Consider the following 19,625-nt stretch of genomic DNA (forward strand, 5'->3'; position numbering starts at 1 on the left):
GAAGGAGTGGGCCGCGCCGACCCGAATACGGCGCGGCCCACTCGGCGGGGTCACTCCATACGCGCCCGTCGCGTAGCCACGAAGGCACCTCCGAGGAGGAGCATCGTGGCGCCGAGTCCCCCGAGCCACAGGCCGTCGAAGCCGGTGCTCGGCAGACCGGGGCGTGACCCCGGTGCGGCGGCGGCCACCGCGGTGACCGTGAAGGCGGTCGCCTCGCGGTCGAGCGGCAGGTCGCCGGTCACGGATCCGGAGAGCTCCACCCGGTGGGCACCCAGCTCGATCGACGAGTCGACCGGGAAGGTGAGGGTGGCGTTGCCGGAGGCGTCTGCGACGACGGGCATCAGTGCGAACGGCGTCGAGAAGACGGTCGCCGAGACGGTCTCGCCGGGCTCGAAGCCGGTGGCGTAGACCTCCTGGATCACGCCCGTGTCGCGGACGATCGTCGAGTACTTGACGGTCGCCTGACGCTCGTCGCCGGCGTCGGTGTCACCATCGGCGTCAGCTGCCGTGTCGGCGTCAGCTGCGGTGTCGGCGTCCGTCGCGGTGTCTGCGTCCACATCGGCGTCGGTCGCCGTGTCAGCGTCCACGTCAGCGTCGGCGTCGGTGGCCGTGTCTGCGTCCACGTCAGCGTCGGTCGCCGTGTCAGCGTCCGCGTCCACGTCAGCATCAGTGGCCGTGTCAGCGTCCACGTCAGCGTCGGTGGCCGTGTCAGCGTCCACGTCTGCATCGGTCGCGGTGTCAACGTCCACATCAGCGTCAGTCGCCGTGTCAACATCCGCGTCCACGTCAGCGTCGGTGGCCGTGTCAGCGTCCACATCAGCGTCAGTCGCCGTGTCAGCGTCAACGTCAGCGTCGGTCGCCGTGTCGGCATCCACATCGGCATCGGTCGCCGTGTCAGCGTCCACATCGGCGTCAGTCGCCGTGTCAGCGTCGACGTCGGCGTCGGTCGCCGTGTCAGCATCCACGTCAGCGTCAGTCGCCGTGTCAGCATCCACGTCAGCGTCGGTAGCGGTGTCGGCGTCCACATCTGCGTCGACGTCAGCGTCGGTGGCCGTGTCAGCGTCCACATCGGCGTCAGTCGCCGTGTCAGCATCCACATCTGCGTCGACGTCCGCATCGGTCGCGGTGTCAGCATCCACATCGGCATCAGTCGCCGTGTCAGCGTCAGCGTCCACATCGGCATCAGTCGCGGTGTCAGCGTCCACATCTGCGTCCACATCGGCGTCAGTCGCCGTGTCAGCATCCACATCTGCGTCGACGTCCGCATCGGTCGCGGTGTCAGCATCCACATCGGCATCAGTCGCCGTGTCAGCGTCAGCGTCCACATCGGCATCAGTCGCGGTGTCAGCGTCCACATCTGCGTCCACATCGGCGTCGGTCGCCGTGTCAGCGTCCACGTCAGCATCCGTCGCGGTGTCAGCGTCCACATCGGTGTCCACGTCCGTGTCGGTATCCACGTCGACGTCGACGTCGGCATCCGTGTCCACATCGACCGCAGCGGCGTCGGTGTCGACGTCGACCGCTCCGTCCTCGATGGTGACGTCGGCCTCGGCCGGCGTCTCGGAGACGTCGCCCTCGGCGGTCACCGTGACCGGTCCGGGCGTGTAGTCGTCCGGGATCGGCAGGTCCACGGTGAAGGAACCGTCAGGGTTCGTCACCACGGTGACGGACGGTGCGCCCGGGATGGACACCGTGACGGTCTCCCCTCCGGCGAAGCCCGTCCCGTCGACCCTGACCGTCTCACCCGGCAGCACCGAGGACGGGTCGACCGTGATGGCCGTGTCGTACGCGAGGATCTCGACGATCGTCGTCGCCGGCTCGTTGGATGCAGCACCGAGTGCCGTGACCGTGACGTCGCCGAGCGCGTAACCGTCGGGGACCGGCAGGGTCACCGTGAAGCCGCCGCCGGCGTTCGTCACCTGCGTGACGACCGGGGCGCCCGGGATGGACACCGTCACCGTCTCGTTGGCTGCGAAGCCCGATCCGGTGATGACCGTCGTGTTGCCGGCGATCAGCGCGTCCGGGGAGGCGGTGATGATGGGCGAGAACACGACGGCGGTGACCGTGACAGTGGTGGTGGCGGGTGTCTGCGACACCGCTCCCTCGGCCGTCACGACGAGCGGGCCGGCGGTGGCAGCCGCGGGGATCGTGATGCCGACCGAGAACTCACCGGCGCCGTTCGTCGTCGCCGGGACAGCGGTGCCGCCCGGGACCGAGACCGTGACGGACTCGTTCGCGGCGAAGCCGGTACCTGTGACGAGTGTCGCTCCGCCGGCCGTGACCGTGCTCGGGTCGGCGGTGATCGCCGTCTCGTAGGCCTCGACCGTGAGCTCCGCCTCGGCGGGCGTCGCCGAGGTCTCGCCGACCGCGGTCACCGTGACGGGCCCGGCGGGCATTCCGGGCGGCACCGGCAGGTTCGCGGTGAAGCCGCCGTCGCCGTCAGCCGTGACCACGACGGGGTCGCCGCCGGGGATCGAGACGCTGACCGACTCGTTCGGCTGGAAGCCGGTACCGGTGACCGTGGTGGTCTGGCCCGGGTTCACCGTGTCCGGTGTGAGGGTGATCGCCGTGTCGTAGACCGTGGCCTCGACCGTGACGGCGGTGGTCGCCTCGGTCGCCGAGACGACGCCGAGTGCGGTGACCGTGACCGGACCGGTCGCGAAGCCCTGCGGGACGGCGAACGTCGTGGTGATCTCACCGTCGGCGTTCGAGGTGACCGTCACCGGCGCGAGACCGGGGAAGGTGACCGTGACGCTCTCGGTCGGAGCGAAGCCGCTCCCCGAGATCTCCGTCGAGGTGCCGCCGGGGACCGTCGCCGGGTCGGCGGTGATCGTCGGCGTGTAGACCACGTCGACCGTGAGGTTCGTCGTCGCAGGGGTGTCGGACGTCGCACCGAGCGCGGTCACGACGACCGTGCCTTCGGCGTAGTCGGCCGGCACGGGCAGCGACACCGAGATGGTGCCGGTCGCCGTCGCCGTGGTGGTCACCGGGTCGGCGCCGGGGAACGAGACCGTGACGCTCTCGTTCGGTGCGAAGCCGGTGCCGGTGACGAGGGTGCTGGCACCCGCGACGACGGTGGTCGGGTCAGCCGTGATGGCCGTGACGTAGGTCGTGGCCTCGACGGTGAGCGTCGCCGTGGCGGGGGTCGCCGAGACGGCCCCCGTGGCGGTGACGGTCACGGGTCCGAGCGGGAAGTCCGCCGGGAGGTTGACGCTCACGGAGATCTCACCGTTGCCGTTCGACGTGGTGGGGATCGGCGTCGCGATGCCCGGGACGGTGACGCTCACCGCCTCGTTCGGCGCGAAGCCGTCACCGGTGACCGTGGTGCTGCCGCCAGGGGCGACCGTCGTCGGGTCGAGGGCGATCGTGGTCTCGTAGGCCTCGACGGTGACCGTCGCGGTCGCGTCCGTCGCCGAGACGGCGCCCGTTGCGGTGACGACCAGCGGTCCGGCCTCCGTGCCCGACGGGATCGGCAGGGCGGCGGTGAAGCCGCCGTCACCGTTCGCCGTCACGACGACCGGCGTGCCACCGGGGATGGAGACCGAGACGGACTCGTTCGGCGCGAAGCCGGTACCGGTGATCGTGGTCGACGTGCCGGGGAGCAGCGTGTCGGGGTCCGCGGTGATCGCGGTCTCGTACGGAACCACGGTCACGTCGGCGTCGGCGGGCGTGTTCGACGTGTCACCGGTCGCGGTGATCGTCAGTGGCCCAGCAGGCGTTCCGGCCGGGATCGTCACGGCCTGGGTGAAGTCGCCGTCACCGTTCGTCGTCACGGTGACGGGGTCGCCGCCCGGGATCGTGATGGTGACGGTCTCGTTCGGTGCGAAGCCGGTGCCCGTGACGGTGGTGGTGCCGCCCGGGTTGACCGTCGTCGGATCCACCGTGATCGCCGTGTCGTACACGACCGCTTCGACGAGGACCGAGGTCTGCGCCGGCGTGAGCGACAGGGCGCCCGTGGCCGTGAACGTCACGGTCGCGGGGACGAAGTCCGCGGGGAAGGCGACCACCTGGCTGATCTCACCGAGCCCGTTCGCCGTGGTCACGACGTCGTCGAAGCCGGGAGCCGAGATGGTCACCGACTCGTTCGCGACGTAGCCGGTGCCGGACAGGATCGTCGAGTCACCGGGGTTCAGTGTGGACGGCGTCGCGGCGAGGGTCGTGTCGAACGCCTCGACGGTGATCGTCGCAGTGGCGGGCGTGTTCGACACTGCTCCGACGGCCGTCACGACGACGGGGCCGGCGGGGGTGCCGGGCAGGATCGGCAGGATGGCGGTGATGTCACCGTCCGGGCCGGCCTCCACCACGACGGGCGTGCCGCCGGGGATGGAGACGGAGACGGACTCGCCGGGCAGGAAGCCCGTTCCGGTGACGGTGGTGCTGCCGCCGGGGAGGAGCGTGTCGGGGTCGGCGGTGATCGCCGTGTCGTAGACCGTCGCCTCGACCGTGACCGTGGTCGTCGCCTCGGTCGCGGAGACGACGCCGAGGGCTGTGACCGTGACCGGACCGACCGCGAAGTCCTGCGGGACGTCGATTGTGGTCGTGATCTCGCCCGCCGCGTTCGACGTGACCGTGATCGGGTCGAGGCCCGGGAAGGTGACCGTGACGCTCTCGCTCGGCGCGAAGCCGGTGCCCGAGATCTCGGTGCTGGTGCCGCCGGGGACCGTGGCCGGGTCGGCGGTGATCGTCGGGGTGTAGACGACGTCGACCGCGAGGTTCGTGGTGGCCGGGGTCTCGGAGACCTCACCGAGCGCGGTCACGACGACCGCGCCCTCCGCGTAGTCCGCCGGAACCGGGAGCGACACGGAGATGGTTCCGGTCGCCGACGCCTGCGTGGTGACCGCGGGCGCACCGGGGATGGAGACCGTGACGGTCTCGTCGGGCTCGAAGCCGGTACCGGTGACGAGCGTGCTCTCTCCCGCGACGACGGTCGTCGGGTCGACGGTGATGGCCGTGACGTAGGTGGTCGCCTCGACGGTGAGCGTCGCCGTGGCAGGGGTGGCCGAGACGGCGCCGGTGGCGGTGACGGTGACGTCGCCGAGCGGGAAGTCCGCGGGGAGCGTGACACTGACCGTGATCTCACCGTCGCCGTTCGCCGTGGTCGTCACGGGCGTGGCGAGGCCGGGGATGGTGATCGTGACGGTCTCCTGAGGAACGAAGCCCGAGCCGGTCACGACCGTGCTGCCGCCAGGGGCGACGGTCTGTGGGTCGACCGCGATCGCGGTGTCGTACGCCTCGACGGTGATGACCGTCTCGGCCGGCGTGGCGGAGATCGCGCCGGTGGCGGTGACCGTGAGCTGGCCGGCGGGCGTACCGGAGGGGATCGGCAGGACGGCCGTGAAGCCGCCATCGCCGTCAGCCGTCACGACGACGGGCGTGCCGTCCGGGTAGGAGACGGAGACCGACTCGTTCGCGGCGAAGCCGGTGCCGGTGATGGTGGTCGAGTTGCCGGGGAGGAGGGAGGCCGGGTCGGCGGTGATGGCCGTGTCGTACGGCAGCACCTCGAGGTCGGCGGTCGCCGGGGTTGCGGAGGTCTCGCCGGTCGCGGTGACGACGAGCGTGCCGGCCGGCGTGCCGTCGGGGACGGGCAGGTCGACGGTGAAGCCGCCGTCGCCGTCCGCCTCGACGGTCACTGGGGTGCCGCCCGGGTAACCGACGGTGACCGTCTCGCCGGGCAGGTAGCCGGTGCCGGTGACGGTCGTGGTGTTCCCAGGGATGAGCGACGTCGGGTCGAGCGTGATGGCGGTGTCGTAGACCGTCGCGGTGACGGTGACGACGGTGGTCGCTTCGGTCGCGGACACAGCGCCGAGGGCGGTGACCGTGACGTCACCGACCGCGAAGTTCTGCGGGACCGCGACGGGGGTGCCGATCGCGCCGAGTGCCGTGGCGGTGACGGTGATCGGCTCGAGGCCGGGGAACGTCACGACGACGTCCTCGCCGGGCGCGAAGCCGGCGCCGTTGATGATCGTGGTCGTGCCACCCGCGACCGTGGCCGGGACGGCGACGATCGAGGTCTCGTAGACCACGGTGAGGTTGGTCGTGGCCGGGGTGTCGGACGTCTCGCCGAGCGCGGTCACGACGACCGGGCCCGCGGCGAAGTCCGCCGGGACGTCGAGCTCGACCGAGATCGTGCCGGTTCCGGTGGCCGTCGTGGTGACCGGGTCGACGCCGGGGATCGAGACGGCGACGGTCTCGCCCGAGGCGAAGCCGGTGCCGGTGATCGTCGTGGTCCCACCAGCGACGACACTGGCCGGGTCGGCGGTGATGGCGGTGACAAACTGCGTCGCCTCGACGGTGACCGTCGTGGTCGCGGGGCTGGCCGATGAGGCACCGGTCGCCGTGACCGTCACGGGGCCGAGCGGGAAGTCCGCCGGGAGCGTGAGGCTCGTGGAGATCGTGCCGGTACCCGTCGCGGTGGTGATGATCGGGTCGGTGAGGCCGGGGACGGTGATCGACACCGACTCGCCGGGCAGGAACCCGGTGCCGGTGATCGTGGTGCTGCCGCCCGGAGCGATCGTCGCCGGGTCGGCGGTGATGGCGGTCACGAAGGGCGCGACGACGAGGTCGGTGGTGGCCGGGGTGGCGGAGGTCGCACCGGTGGCGGTGAACGTCAGGGTCGCCGGGGTGAAACCGGCGGGGATCGCGACGCTCTGGCTGATCACACCGGCGGCGTCCGACGTCGTGATGACCGGGTCGAGGCCAGGCGCGATGATGGTGACCTGCTCGTTCGCCGCGAAGCCGGTGCCGTCGATCACGGTGGACTGGCCTGGGTTGACGGTCGCCGGTGTGGCGGTGATCGCCGTGTCGTACACGACGAGCGTGCCGCGCACGGAGGACGACGCGAGGTTGACCGTCGCCAACGAGATCGCCGGGACGAGGGAGATCTGCACCGCGCGGACGGTGGCTGACCCGTCTCCGAGGTCGCCGGTGGCCGGCTGCACGTTCGCGGTCACGTCGGCGACGAGGGTGACGATGTTGAGGATCGGCCCGACGACGTTCGCGGCGAGGCCGCCGGTGATGCCGTCGACCGTCGATTCGGCTGTCTCGAGGACCGTGAACACTCCGCCGACGACCCCGAGCACCAGGTTGAGCAGGTTCGAGATGATCTGGTCGAGGCTGAGACCGAGGACGCCGAGCACCGTGTTCAGCACACCGGTGACGAGTCCGGAGGTGACGAAGGTCGCCGACCCGTCCTCGATGGCGGACAGCGGCGCGTTCAGCGTCAGGGTGACCGCGTTCTGGCCGAGTGCTCGGACCTGGACCACGGCGTTGACGTTGGTGGCCTCGACGGCAGTGCGCAGGCCGGTGACGACCGCCGTCACCTGATCGGTGATGGCCTGCGTGATGCCGTCAGCGATCGCAGCGGCGATCGGACCGGACAGCAGCGAGGTGTTGGGCGGCAGCTCGTTGAGATCCGGCAGGTCAGGGTCAGCTGCGAGCAGTGTCTCGATGTCGACCGTGACGGCACCCGTGGTGAGGTCGACCGTGACGCCGCTCGCGGAGCCGACCGGACCGGTGGGGAGCAGGGCGTTGAGGTTCGGAGGAGTGACGGCCACGGAGGTCGTCGAGGTCACGATGCCCAGGTTGATCGCTCCGGTGAGCGCCTGGTTGAGTGCGGTCTGCAGACCGTTGAGCGAGGTCTGGACACTCCCGACCGTGGTCTGGAGGTTCGTGTAGACGTTCTGCACGAGCGGGCTCTGGAGCGTGAGCGTCGCACCGGAGATCTGGTAGTCGGGAACGGCCGTGGCGCCGCCCGTCTGCGAGATCGTGGAGGCGAGGGCGCCGAGGCTGAGGGAGAGGTCGCTGAGGATGCCACCGGTCGGGGTCCCGACCCGGCCCAGCAGACCGGTCAGGTCGAGTTCGGCGTCCGCCGGCGGGGCGTCTGGCCCGCCGATCGAGACGCCGCCCTGGTCGGTGACCGCGCCTGAGCCGGCGATCGCGTCGCCGTTGGCGGCGGCGGACCCGTACTGGGCGACCGCGCCGAGCTCGATGACGCCATTGGCACCGAACAGTTGGAGCGAGCTGCCGAGATCGACGCCGAGGGTGTTGAGCACGTCGGCCGACAGCGGGTTCGCGGCGACGGGGTGGACACCACTCGGGTTCTCGGCGCGGGCACCGGCGACCGCGGCGAGGGCGTCGAGGTTGATCCCGGCCGCCTGTCCTCCGAGGAACCGGCCGAAGCCGTCGGAGACATCGGTCGGGGCCGCTGTGGCCGCCGTCGTCGATCCCATGGCGATGACCGTGCCGACCACGGCCATAGCCGCGACCTTCCACGCACGGCCTCGGCCGAGGATGCTTCGCTGCTGTTCCCCCACGGTGGAACCCTTTCTTCGGTGCACGGGCGAACCCGCGACTGGCGTCGATCCCGGCCAATCTATGGGCGGGCTTCCCTGTCCCCCAGAGGAGGGACCCCAACCTCCGTAGTGCCGGATCGAAAACCGGTACTGGTCTCGGCAGTGCGAGGCGGCGACGCGGGACGCCGGGTTTCGAACGGTCCCGGAGCGGCGTCGACACGTGTTCAGTGGCGGCGGTCCAGCGCAGTTGATTCCCAGCGCGTCATGTCATCGATGACGATTGAGGGATAACCCTCACCGGCCGGGGGTTTACCCCCGAGTGGGGTGCGTAGTTTCTACTGAGAACGCTCAGTTAGGGCTGCGGAAGCACTCAGGGATTACGGATAATGGGGCATCCGACGGAGTATTCGCAGCATCCCTAGTGATGCGGATCCCGTCGTCCTGACGGAGCTTGAGGGGGCTGCGATATGGAAGAACCGTTTGCGACGGCAGTGGGGCGAAATCCACATCCGGCTTCGACCGAGCAGGTCGTCCCATGAACCCGGGCGCGCATCGGTTCAGCGGCGGAGCGCGGTCCGCCGCATCGCCCACCCGTCGCTCCGGCGAGTTCCGCCAATCCGCCACCCGCGCTCCCGCCCAGCCGAGCGGCCGCTCGGCGGCGATCGCCCGGATGACGGCGCTCATCGCGAACCGGGTCAGCACGCTCCTCGTCGGACCACACGGCTACGGCAAGACCTTCACCGCGGACGCGATCGGGCGCCGGATGCAGGAGGACGGACGCCCGGTCATCCACGTGTCGGGTGCGTCACGGGAGGCCTCGCATGCGCTGAGCGACTGGCGCACGGCACCGAGCGGTGCCGTCTTCATCATCGACGACGGGGCGAACCTCCACCCGGCGAGCCTGGCCGACATCATCGAACTCTCGCGGTCGCGTGAGCAGGTCGCCCTGGTGACCTTGGAGCAGGAGCTTGCCGGACTGCAGGGGCGCGGCGACGATTCCGCCGATCGGCTCCTCGCCGTCTGGCGGACCGGGTCGCTCACGCGGATCGACCTCCCGGCGCTCGACGGGTTCGAAGCCTCGGCGATGGTGGATGAGGCCGCCGACGACGCGGTCCTCGACGACATGGCCAAGGCCGTCATCGTGCGACTGAGCAACGGCTCGCCACGGCTCGTGCATGAGCTCACCAAGGACGCCCTCGAGACGGGCGGGGAGTTCTACCTGCCGCGCAGCATCCTCTCGCTCGGGGTCGCAGGGGTCTCACCACGGGTGCACGATCTCACGGAACCCCAACTCTCCCGGCTCGAGGACGAGGGTCGATACGCGCTGGTCATGCTGGCGAAGCTCGGCCCGGTCCCCTACTCGCGCGCGATCCGCCTGCTCGGCGAGCACCAGTTGCACGCGCTCCTCCGGCTCGGGCTCGCGCGGAACGACGGCTCGGGCCAGGACCGCATCGTCGCCGACGAACTGCACGCGTGGTCGGCACTCGCGGAGTGGCGCCACAGCGGACGACTGCACCGTCACGACCGCGTCCAACGGACGCTCATCTCGGACCTCCGTGGCGGTGCCCGTCTCACGCCGAACGAGTCCTTCATCCTCGGCCGGTACTGGCTGACGGCCCCGCACACCGAGCTGGACGAGGGGTTCGAGTCACTCACGATGGCCCGCACCTTCCTCGAGGCGGCGCACGTCGCGAACGTCTCCGGCCTCGCCGAGGACGGTCGTCTGCTCGCCGAACGCGCGTACACCTGGCGCCCGTCCGTGGCAGCGGCGCTCCAGTGGTCACGCTCGCTCGCCATGCTGGGCGACGGTGAAGGGGCTCAGCGGGTCCTCGAGGTCGATCCCGCGGCCGATTCCGACGAGGACATGCAGGCGGAGGTCGTGAGTTGGCGGGCGACCCTCGACCGCTGGTCCGAACGCACCTGTGCGCAGAAGCTGACCGAGCAGGAGGAGCACAGCCGTGTGCTGTCCCAGCGCATCCTGATGGTCGAGACCTGGCGCGACCAGGATCGGCAGGAATCGACCGCGAGCGACGCCGTCTTTTGGAAGGTCCTGCGCGACACCGACGCCGCGCAATCCTCGCGACTCTATGCCGCCGCTGCGCTCGTGACCCGACTCGGCCTCCGTCTGCCACCGTCCGAGCTGCGGGAGCTGCTCCAGCTGGGTGACGCCGTCTACCGGTCGGTGCCCTACAGCGCGGCACGGCCACTGTCGCACGCCTTGCGGGATGCAAGCGCCATGTATGTGCTGTCGGCCGGCACCATCCGCCTGCTCACGGGCCTCTCCTGGGCCGGCTTCGCGCGCTACATCGACGAGTTCGCCGCTCGTGCCGAGCGCGGGACCGGGCGCCTGGCGACGACGGACCAGTGCATCGTCGGGATCCTCGGAGCCCAGTTGGCGTTCTTCGACGGCCGCCCGGACCGAACTGTGGCCGACCTCCGGGTCGTCGAGCGACTCCTCGACTCGACCGTCCCTCCCGAGGTGCACATGCAGACCGCGCTCCTCCTCGTCGGTGCTCTCGCTCAGACGGGCGAGCTCGAGGAGGCGAAGGAACGGCGAGCTGCCGAGGACGAACGCCTCATCGCCGCCTCCACGGTCCTCTCCTACCTGGCGGACATCGCCGACTTCGGTCTGCTGATGGCAGGCGGTCGCGTCATGGACGCCCGGGATCACCTCCGTCGGCTCGCGCAGGACGTCCGGAAGCCGCTGACCGAGCGGGTCTACTCCGCGAGCCTGGCCGCCGCGGCCGGTGCCGACCTGTCCGAGACCCTCTCCTGGGTCGTGGACGCCCGAACGCAGGAGCTCACGCCACTGCAGGCGTCGCTCATGCTGCTCCTCGAAGCCGGCGCCGCCGGCGACGCAAGCCGCGTCGAAGAGGCCGCCTGTTCGCTCGAGGAGGTCGGAGCACGGCACCGGGCGATCGGAGGCCATCTGCTCGCAGAACGACTCCACGAGGCCCAGGGTCGACTGCAGCACGCTCGCCGTTGCGGGGAGCGGGCCGCCGAACTCGTGGGTCTCACGCCAGGCGCCGCTGCGGACGCGGAGGCCCGACGGACCCCGCTCGCGCATCCGTCACCGGTGTTCTCCACCTACCGGGCGGAGACGACCGAGGAGACGGTGCCGATGGAGCGCACCGTCCCAGTGGAGCCGCCCTCGACACATGCTCCGCTGGCCTACCTCTCCCGCGGGCAGACGGACACCGGCCAGGAGACCGCCGGGGCCGACTTGAGCGCGCTCACCCGGCGGGAGCTGGAGGTCGCCCTGCTCATCGCGCAAGGACTGAGCAACCAGGAGATCGCGACGCGGCTCTTCCTCAGTGTCCGCACCGTCGAGTCGCACGTGCTCCAAGCGCGGACGAAGCTGGGTGCGGGGAGACGGCGCGACCTGGGCCGCCTCGTCGCGCAGTCCTCGCAGCGTCATGCCTGACCCCCGGATCGGGCGACGCAGCGCGGTTCAGCAGTTTTCTCGGTAGCGTCCGGCGATCCCAGTACCCCACTACTGGTTACAACCGTCAGCCTGCTGCCTATCGTCCTGAGAGTGTCGTGAGACGCGCGGAGATCGTCTCCGCACGCCCGACACCAGTGGTGACGCGAGCCGTCACCGGCGGACTCCAGGGGGCTTCCATGACCATCGACACCAGCACCGAGGCCCCAGCGGCCACCGCCACCGACGCGCCCGTCCGCGGCCAGCGCAGCAAGCGGGCGAAGGCGATCCTCGCCGGCGGCCTGGTGCTCGGCGTCGGTGCGGCGATCACCCTCGCGGCCTGGAACGACTCCGAGTTCGCGACCGGGATCTTCGCCGGTGGTGGGTTCGGCATCGAGGGCAGCACGGACGGCACCGCGTTCACCGAGCACCCGACCGAGGCTGCGGCCGCCCCGCTCACCTTCGCGGTGGAGGCGGACAACCTGGCACCCGAGGAGCCCGTCTACGCCGGCTTCGCCGTCCAGCTGACCGCCGCGTCGACGTACGCCGGCACGGTCGACATCACCGCCACGAGCGGTGCCGCCATCGCTTCCTCGCTCACGTACTCGGTCGTGGAGACCACCACCTTCGGCTGCGACGCCGCGAGCTTCGCCGCCGGCGACCCGCTCGTGACGGACGCCGCAACGACGTCGAGCACGGCAGCGGACATCTTCACGCTCGGTGCGGTCACCACGCCAGTGTTCCTCTGCTTCGAGGTCACCCCGGCCGCGACGCTGCCGCAGTCATCGCCGAGCGGCACCGTGGTCTGGGAGTTCGCGGCCGAGTCCACCACCCCGCTGCCGTAACCCGCGGCGGGACGGCGATCATGGGACGACACACACCGGCGGCGGGGAGGCACCACCGCCCCGCTGAACGACGGAGCACGTCGCGCTACACGAAGGCCAGAGCGGCCCTCGCGGCAGCGCTCGTGCTGGGCGTCGGGACCTCGCTCACCCTCGCGGCCTGGAGCGACGACGAGTTCGGAACGGCGACCTTCGCGGCGAGCACCTTCGCCGTGGAGTCGCAGACCTCGTCGTCGACCTGGGCGGCGCACGAGGCGGCGAACCCGGCCACGCTGGTGTTCAACGCCACCGCCATGTCGCCAGGACTCTCCCAGTTCGCCTACATCGACATCCGCACGACCGCTGCGACGAACATCGGCGGGACGGCGGCGCTGTCCGCAGTCTCGGCGGCGACGGGCACCCTCCTGCCGCAGCTCGAGTACCGCGTGGTCACGACGGCGGCGGGCACGGCGTGCAACGCCGCCGCGTTCACCTCGGCGACCGTGCCCGCGTACACCGCGTCGCTCTCGACGGGCACGGCTCCGCCGACCGCGACCGGCGCGCTCACCGCGGCGGGCAACTCCACCGTGCGCTTCTGCTTCGACGTGCGGGTGAAGGCCGGCACCGCCTCCAGCTTCCAGGGCGGCACGGCGGCGGCGACCTGGGTGTTCACCAGCACCTCCAGTTCCTGATCGGAGCACCGTGACCCGACCCTCCACGGAAGCGATCGACGCCACCGAGCGGCAGCAACCCCGCCGCTCGGTGGCGTCGATCGTCGGCAGCACCCTGCTGAACCTCGCCGCCGTCGGCGGTGTGGTCTGCATCGTGCTCGTCATCCTCGCGACCTGCTTCAACATCACCCTCATCATGTTCAAGACCGGTTCCATGAGCCCGACGATCCCCACCGGCTCACTCGCGCTCGTCCGCGAGATCCCCGCGTCCGACATCACGGTCGGCGATGTTGTGACGGTGGATCGCGCTGGTCAGCTGCCGGTCACCCACCGCGTCACCTCGGTGACCGCCGGTGTCGACACCGCAGGACCACAGCGGACGATCACCATGCAGGGCGATGCGAACCTGTCGGAAGACCCCGAGCCGTACACCGTCTCGACGGTCCGCCTCGTGCTCGCCTCGGTCCCCGGGCTCGCCTACCTCGTCGTGTGGCTGTCCAACCCGTGGGTCCTGGCCGGACTGACCCTCGGCTGTTCGGCCCTCGTCATGTGGGCGTTCTGGCCGCGCTCCGACCGCAAGCGCCCGCCGGGTGACTCGGGAGGGACCGGCGGCGACGGTCGTGCTGCTTCCCGACGCCGCTCCTCCATGGTCGGCGCCGACGGAACCGGACCACGACCGGCCCGCCACGCCGCGCTTCGATACTCACCGGTCGCCCTGCTCCTCGGTGCCGGCCTCGCGATCAGCGCTGCCGCTCCTGCCCACGCAGAACCGAAGGTCGACGTCATCGCCGGCGAGGCGGTCGTCCTCACCTCGATCGGTGACCCGTCGGCCATGCGGTCCCTCGCTCCGGGTCGATCGACGCCGTGGGAGGTGGGCATCACCACCAAGCCGGAGACCACCCCGGGATCCATCGACGTGTCCATGGTCGGTTCCGGCTCGCCCGAGCTCGGCCTCGTCATGGTGGTCGACGCCTGTTCCGTCCGGTGGACCGCGGCCGGCTGCGTGGGCACCGTCACCCACCTGTTCGACGAGATGGCGGTGCCCGTCGACGGCGTCGAGCGCGCAGTGCTCTCGATGCGCAGCTCGGAGGCGTGGTGGCTGAAGTTCGACGTCCGGATGCCGTCCGGTGCAGTGGTGGCGAACGCCTCGGTCGCTCTCACGGTCACGGCCGAGGGCATCGGCGACGACGTCTCGGTCTCGCCCGGCCCGATCACCACGCTCCCCCGCACCGGCGCGAGCATCGAGTTCGCCGTGTGGGCGGCAGCGGGGGCGATCCTGATCGGTCTCGTCGGTGCGTGGTTCGGCGCGCTGCGTCAGCACTCGCGTTCGGCGAGGGGCGTTTGATGAAACCAGGTCGGTCGAGACACGTCGCGGCGGTCGTCCTCGCGACCGCTGTCGCGCTCGTCGCGGCTCCTGCTCCGCAACCGGTGGAGGCCGCATGGCAGGACGCCGAGTCGGGTGCCGCGACGTTCGCGGCACTGAGCATCCCCAAGCCCGTCTACCTCGCCGGAGCAAGCGGATGCTCCATCTCGACGACGTCGGTGCTCGGCGTCGGTCTGGTCATCAACTCCTACACCCTGACGTTCACCATGCCGGAGGGGTACGGCGCGGCGGACATCCAGGTCGGCGGCGGGAACACGTCGGCCACGATCGCGCTCGCTTCCGCGGCGGTCACACCGGCCGCGACCTCGCCGACCCCGAACCCGACGAGGCAGTACTCCGTCACGTTCAACCGCGGTCTCCTCGACGGACTGCTCACCGGGCTACTCGGCGGAACCGGCTATCTCGGCGTCCGCGTAGCTCCATCGAGCCTGATCGTTCCGCCGCTCGCCCGAGACACGATCTGGACGTCACCGTGGGCCGTCGTGCAGGTGGGGACGGGCCTCCTCGGCACGAACCCGACGTGCGCCGTCATCGGGTGAGTCGCGCCGGACCGGACGACTCTCTGACGATCAGCTCGAACCCTGCGCGCACTCGCCGCCCCGGCCCGACGTGCCCGGCCACACGTTCGACCAGCATCGCGACGGCCTCGCGGGCGATGGCCTCCTTGTCGGGCGCGACCGTCGTCAGTGACCGCATCGCGTACCGGCCGTCCTCGATGTCGTCGAAGCCCACCACCGCCAGGTCGCGCGGGATGTCGACGCCGCGATCCCACGCGGCGCGCATCGCGCCCAGCGCCATGAGGTCGTTGAAACAGAACACGCCGTCGGGAGGATCGCCGGCGTCGAGCATCCGCCCCATGACCGCCGCTCCGCTCGCGCGATCGTATTCCCCTTCGGCCATATACCGGTTCGGGTCGAGTCCGGCCTCCTGCATCGCGCGGGTGAACCCGTCCACGCGCTGCTTCGCGGTGCCCGTGGAATGGGCCTGCCGACCGATGGCGCCGATGTGCGTGCATCCCTGTTCGATCAGGTGCCTGGTCGCCACGTAAGCCGCCTCGGTACCGTCGATGGCGACGTGGTCCGCGCTCGCGCCGTAGTCGCGCTCGCCGAGCAGGACGATGGGCTGGGTCGCGGCGGCTGCCTCGACGTCGGCGGCCGTGAGGTTGAGCGCGTTGAGCAGCACGCCGTCGAAGGTCGAGGACACCGCTCCCCCGGTGAGCACGGCACGCTCGCGTTCCGGGTCGCCGTTCGTCTGATCGACGACGAGGGTGAGCGAGCGCTTCGTGAGTTCAGGGATGAGGCAGCGGGCGAGGTCGGAGAAGTACGGAACGTCGAGCTCGGGGACGACGAGCGCGATGAGTCCACTGCGGTTGTTGCGGAGTCCTCTCGCGTGCGGATTGGGCCGATAGCCGAGTTCGTCGATGACCGCCTGCACGCGTTTGCGGGTCTCGGCACCGACCCGTCCCGGCAGGTTCACGACGTCCGACACCGTGCGCTGGGAGACGCCGGCCGCCTGCGCGACATCCCGTGCGGTCACTGCCATCCGTGCCTCCCCGTCGGTCGCGCTCGCTCCACCGTGCGTGGGTCCTGACGCAAGCGTACCGACTCCACGCCCGTCGGATACCGACGGCAATCGATTTCCAACTCCATCTTGTGCTACGTAGCACAAGCGGTTAGCGTGTCTCCCTGTCAGCACGGTCGCAGCGAGTCGAAGGAGATGCGCAGCATGTTCGAGAGCCCACCACCCATCACCCGAGCCGCCCCATGAGCGCGCTCAACGAGCTGCGCGCGCTGCGGACGCCGAAGGGGGCGGTCAAGCATCGCGACGCCTCCGAGTTCCGGGACAACCGCGCGGCGCTCCTCTTCCTCGGCCCCTGGATCATCGGCTTCCTCGTCATCACGCTCGGGCCGGTGCTCGTCTCGCTCTACCTGTCCTTCACCGATTACAACCTCCTCCAGAACCCGAACTTCACCGGGCTGGAGAACGCACAGCGGATGGTCGAGGACCCCCGCCTGCACCAGTCCCTCGGGGTGACCATCACCTACGTCCTGGTGTCGGTGCCGTTGCAGCTCATGGTCGCCCTCGCGATCGCGGTCCTCCTGGATCGCGGCCTGCGCGGGCTCTCGTTCTACCGGTCGGTGCTGTACCTGCCGTCGCTGCTCGGCGGCAGCGTCGCGATCGCCGTCCTGTGGCGCCTCGTCTTCGGTTCGAGCGGCCTCGTCAACGCGCTGCTCGCCGTCTTCGGCATTCAGGGGCCCGGTTGGATCTCGGAACCCGACACCGCGCTGTCGACGCTGATCATCCTGCACGTATGGACGTTCGGCGCGCCGATGGTGATCTTCCTCGCGGGCCTCCGGCAGATCCCGCGGCAGTACTACGAGGCGGCGTCGACGGACGGCGCCGGCCGGTGGACCCAGTTCCGGTCGATCACCCTCCCGCTGCTCAGCCCGATCATCTTCTTCAACCTCGTGCTCGGCATCATCGGTGCGTTCCAGTCGTTCACGCAGGCCTACGTGGTGTCGAACGGATCGGGCGGGCCGTCCGACTCGACGCTGTTCATCACGCTCTACCTGTACCAGAAGGGCTTCGGCAGCTTCCAGATGGGGTACGCGTCGGCGATCGCGTGGCTCCTGCTCATCATCATCGCCGCCGCCACGGCCATCAACTTCTGGGCCTCGAAGTATTGGGTGTTCTACGATGACTGACCTCAAGACCCGCACCTCGTCCGAAGACGGCCTCTCGCCCGATGCGGCCGCCCGACGCGAGCGTGGTGATGCTCAGCGCGCCAAGCTCCTGCGTCGGCAGCGGATCTCGAGCATCGGCAAGCACGCGCTGCTGATCCTGCTCGGGCTGCTGATGCTCTACCCCGTGCTGTGGATGGTGGTGTCGTCACTCCGCCCGAACGGGTACATCTTCGACAACCCGGGTCTCGTGCTCGACACCTTCGAGGCATCGAACTACACGAACGGCTGGAATGCCCTGGCGCAGCCGTTCGGCAGCTACCTGGCGAACTCGGCGATCGTCGTGGTCGGGTCGATCATCGGCAACCTGCTCACCTGCTCGCTCGCCGCGTACGGTTTCGCCCGGCTGCGGTTCCGGTTCAAGCGCTTCGCGTTCGCGGCCATGCTGCTCACGATGATGCTGCCGATCCACGTGCTGATCATCCCGCAGTACGTGATCTTCGCCCAGCTCGACTGGATCAACACCTACCTGCCGCTCATCGTGCCGAAGTTCCTCGCGACGGACGCGTTCTTCATCTTCCTCATGGTGCAGTTCATCCGCGGCATCCCTCGCGAGCTCGACGAGGCGGCGCGCATCGACGGCGCCGGGCACCTGCGGATCTTCGTGCAGATCATGCTCCCGCTCATGACGCCTGCACTCGCGACGACGGCGATCTTCACCTTCATCTGGACGTGGAACGACTTCTTCGGCCAGCTGATCTTCGTGACCGACCCCGACAAGTACACCTCGTCGGTCGCCCTCCGTTCGTTCGTCGACACGCAGTCGCAATCGGACTACGGCGCCCTCTTCGCCATGAGCGTCGTCACCCTGCTGCCGGTGTTCCTCGCCTTCCTGTTCGGTCAGCGCTTCCTCCTCCGAGGCATCGCGACCACCGGAGGCAAGTAGCCCTGAGTCCACAACCCGGTCCCTGAGCCTGTCGAAGGGCCAACCGATCCACCCCATGCAAAGGAGCATCATGCAACGCCAACCACGATCCCGGTCCCGCCTCCTCGGCTTCGCAGCCGCAACCGCCATCTCGGCGCTCGCCCTCAGCGGCTGCGCCGTCGGCGGCGGGAACGGCGACGCCGCGCTGAGCGACGAGGACGTCACCATCACCTTCAACTGGTGGGGCGCCACGGCCCGCGACGAGCGCACCCGCGCGGCCATCGACCTCTTCGAGAAGAAGTACCCCAACATCACCGTGAAGGGCCAGTCCACCGAGTGGGGCGGCTATTGGGACAAGCTCGCCACGACGGTCGCCGGCGGAGACGCCCCCGACGTCATGCAGTTCGACCAGCTCTACCTCGCCTCGTACGCCCAGCGCGGGGCACTCGCCGACCTCGGTGCACTCGACGAGTTCCTCGACACCTCCGACCTCAGCGCCGAGGTGCTCGATCAGGGCAAGGTGAAGGACGAGCTGTACGGCGTGCCGATCGGCGTCGGCACCGTCGGCCTCATGGTCAACCGGTCCATCTTCGAGCAGTACGGGATCCAGCTGCCCGACGCGACGACCTGGACGTGGGACGAGCTCAACGAGGTCGCCCTGCAGGTGACCGAGGCCTCGGGCGGTGCCGTCCACGGCATGTCCCCGTTCGGCGGCGACATGCCGACCCTCACGCTCTGGGCCCGGCAGCACGGCAACGACATCTACGACAAGGAGGGCAAGGTCATCCTGAAGCCCGAGGTCGTGGAGAGCTACTGGCAGTACGCGCTCGACCAGATCGAGAGCGGCGCGGCCCCGAGCGCTTCGCAGCTGGCCGAGGGCAACGGTGTGGCGATCGACCTCATGGACATGAGTACGGGCAAGGTCGCGATGACCTTCCAGCCGTCGTCGGTGCTCACCGCCTTCCAGGCCGCTGCACCCGACCACCAGCTCGACCTGCTGCCGTTCCCGGCGAGCGAGGATTCGTCCGAAGGGTTCCAGTACCTGAAGCCGTCGATGTACTGGTCGGTCTCGTCGAAGTCCGAGCACCCCGCTGAGGCGGCGTTGCTGGTGGACTTCCTCACGACGGACACCGAGGTCGCGAAGCTGTTCGGCACCGAGCGCGGCATGCCCGCGAACCCGGACTTCCAGCAGGCGATCGACCCCGACCTGACGCCGACGGACCGCATCGTGGCCGACGTGGTCGACGCCGCGCGCGAGGAGTCGGGCACCCCGCCGGCGATCACGCCCGTCGGTGGTGGCGACAGTGAGAAGATCCTCGGCCGCTACAACCAGGACGTCCAGTTCGGCAAGACGACGCCCAAGGAGGCAGCCGAGGCCTTCGTCGCCGAGCTGACGAAGGCCGTCGACGACGCCCGGTAGCAATTCCCCCC

General features: G+C 69.9%; 10 protein-coding genes. 8 read left to right on the plus strand and 2 right to left on the minus strand.

The genetic code is table 11. The features are described 5' to 3' along the window. Positions 1 to 50: 50 nt before the first annotated feature. Complete coding sequence (locus IFU11_RS14430) at positions 51 to 8,312, minus strand: hypothetical protein (RefSeq protein WP_192019373.1); 8,262 nt, start codon at positions 8,310 to 8,312, stop codon at positions 51 to 53. Between the two features lie 514 nt (positions 8,313 to 8,826). Here IFU11_RS14430 and IFU11_RS20650 point away from each other — a divergent pair. From IFU11_RS20650 to IFU11_RS14455, 5 genes are all read left to right on the plus strand, one after another. Then, positions 8,827 to 11,715 carry a helix-turn-helix transcriptional regulator gene (locus IFU11_RS20650; RefSeq protein ID WP_192019374.1) on the plus strand — a complete coding sequence of 963 codons (2,889 nt, stop codon included), beginning with the start codon at positions 8,827 to 8,829 and terminating at the stop codon, positions 11,713 to 11,715. 197 nt (positions 11,716 to 11,912) lie between these two features. Then, positions 11,913 to 12,557, plus strand: a complete 645-nt coding sequence (locus IFU11_RS14440; protein WP_199862311.1) for a SipW-dependent-type signal peptide-containing protein — start codon at positions 11,913 to 11,915, stop codon at positions 12,555 to 12,557. 20 nt (positions 12,558 to 12,577) lie between these two features. Further along, positions 12,578 to 13,225, plus strand: a complete 648-nt coding sequence (locus tag IFU11_RS14445; protein WP_192019375.1) for a SipW-dependent-type signal peptide-containing protein — start codon at positions 12,578 to 12,580, stop codon at positions 13,223 to 13,225. Between the two features lie 10 nt (positions 13,226 to 13,235). Then, on the plus strand, positions 13,236 to 14,549 hold the full coding sequence (locus IFU11_RS20010; protein WP_371742791.1) for a signal peptidase I: 1,314 nt from the start codon (positions 13,236 to 13,238) through the stop codon (positions 14,547 to 14,549). Further along, positions 14,549 to 15,127, plus strand: a complete 579-nt coding sequence (locus IFU11_RS14455) for a hypothetical protein (protein ID WP_192019376.1) — start codon at positions 14,549 to 14,551, stop codon at positions 15,125 to 15,127. The genes IFU11_RS20010 and IFU11_RS14455 overlap by 1 nt, the downstream gene beginning before the upstream one ends. On the opposite strand, the gene IFU11_RS14460 is transcribed toward IFU11_RS14455, so the two are convergent. Beyond that, on the minus strand, positions 15,117 to 16,130 hold the full coding sequence (locus IFU11_RS14460; protein WP_192019377.1) for a LacI family DNA-binding transcriptional regulator: 1,014 nt from the start codon (positions 16,128 to 16,130) through the stop codon (positions 15,117 to 15,119). The genes IFU11_RS14455 and IFU11_RS14460 overlap by 11 nt on opposite strands. A 221-nt stretch (positions 16,131 to 16,351) precedes the next feature. Between IFU11_RS14460 and IFU11_RS14465 the strand changes: the two genes are divergently transcribed. The 3 genes from IFU11_RS14465 (at position 16,352) to IFU11_RS14475 (ending at position 19,614) form a co-directional block, all read left to right on the plus strand. Then, positions 16,352 to 17,293 (plus strand): carbohydrate ABC transporter permease, encoded by a 942-nt coding sequence (locus IFU11_RS14465; protein WP_085512502.1) that lies wholly within the window; start codon positions 16,352 to 16,354, stop codon positions 17,291 to 17,293. Further along, the gene (locus IFU11_RS14470; protein WP_192019378.1) at positions 17,286 to 18,215 is read left to right on the plus strand and encodes a carbohydrate ABC transporter permease; all 930 of its coding nucleotides are present in this window, start codon (positions 17,286 to 17,288) and stop codon (positions 18,213 to 18,215) included. Before IFU11_RS14465 ends, IFU11_RS14470 begins: the two co-directional genes overlap by 8 nt. Positions 18,216 to 18,285: 70 nt before the next feature. Then, entirely contained in the window at positions 18,286 to 19,614 is a 1,329-nt protein-coding gene (locus IFU11_RS14475) for an ABC transporter substrate-binding protein (protein WP_192019379.1), read from the plus strand. Positions 19,615 to 19,625: the final 11 nt, after the last annotated feature.

Origin of the sequence: Plantibacter sp. CFBP 8804 (genome assembly GCF_014841225.1) — a bacterium.
GTDB lineage: Bacteria > Actinomycetota > Actinomycetes > Actinomycetales > Microbacteriaceae > Plantibacter > Plantibacter auratus.

Coding starts and splice junctions, on each gene's coding strand:
- IFU11_RS20650 (WP_192019374.1), top strand. CDS start 8,827: ATGAACCCGGGCGCGCATCGGTTCAGCGGCGGAGCGCGGTCCGCCGCA.
- IFU11_RS14440 (WP_199862311.1), top strand. CDS start 11,913: ATGACCATCGACACCAGCACCGAGGCCCCAGCGGCCACCGCCACCGAC.
- IFU11_RS14445 (WP_192019375.1), top strand. CDS start 12,578: ATGGGACGACACACACCGGCGGCGGGGAGGCACCACCGCCCCGCTGAA.
- IFU11_RS14455 (WP_192019376.1), top strand. CDS start 14,549: ATGAAACCAGGTCGGTCGAGACACGTCGCGGCGGTCGTCCTCGCGACC.
- IFU11_RS14460 (WP_192019377.1), bottom strand. CDS start 16,130: ATGGCAGTGACCGCACGGGATGTCGCGCAGGCGGCCGGCGTCTCCCAG.
- IFU11_RS14465 (WP_085512502.1), top strand. CDS start 16,352: ATGAGCGCGCTCAACGAGCTGCGCGCGCTGCGGACGCCGAAGGGGGCG.
- IFU11_RS14470 (WP_192019378.1), top strand. CDS start 17,286: ATGACTGACCTCAAGACCCGCACCTCGTCCGAAGACGGCCTCTCGCCC.
- IFU11_RS14475 (WP_192019379.1), top strand. CDS start 18,286: ATGCAACGCCAACCACGATCCCGGTCCCGCCTCCTCGGCTTCGCAGCC.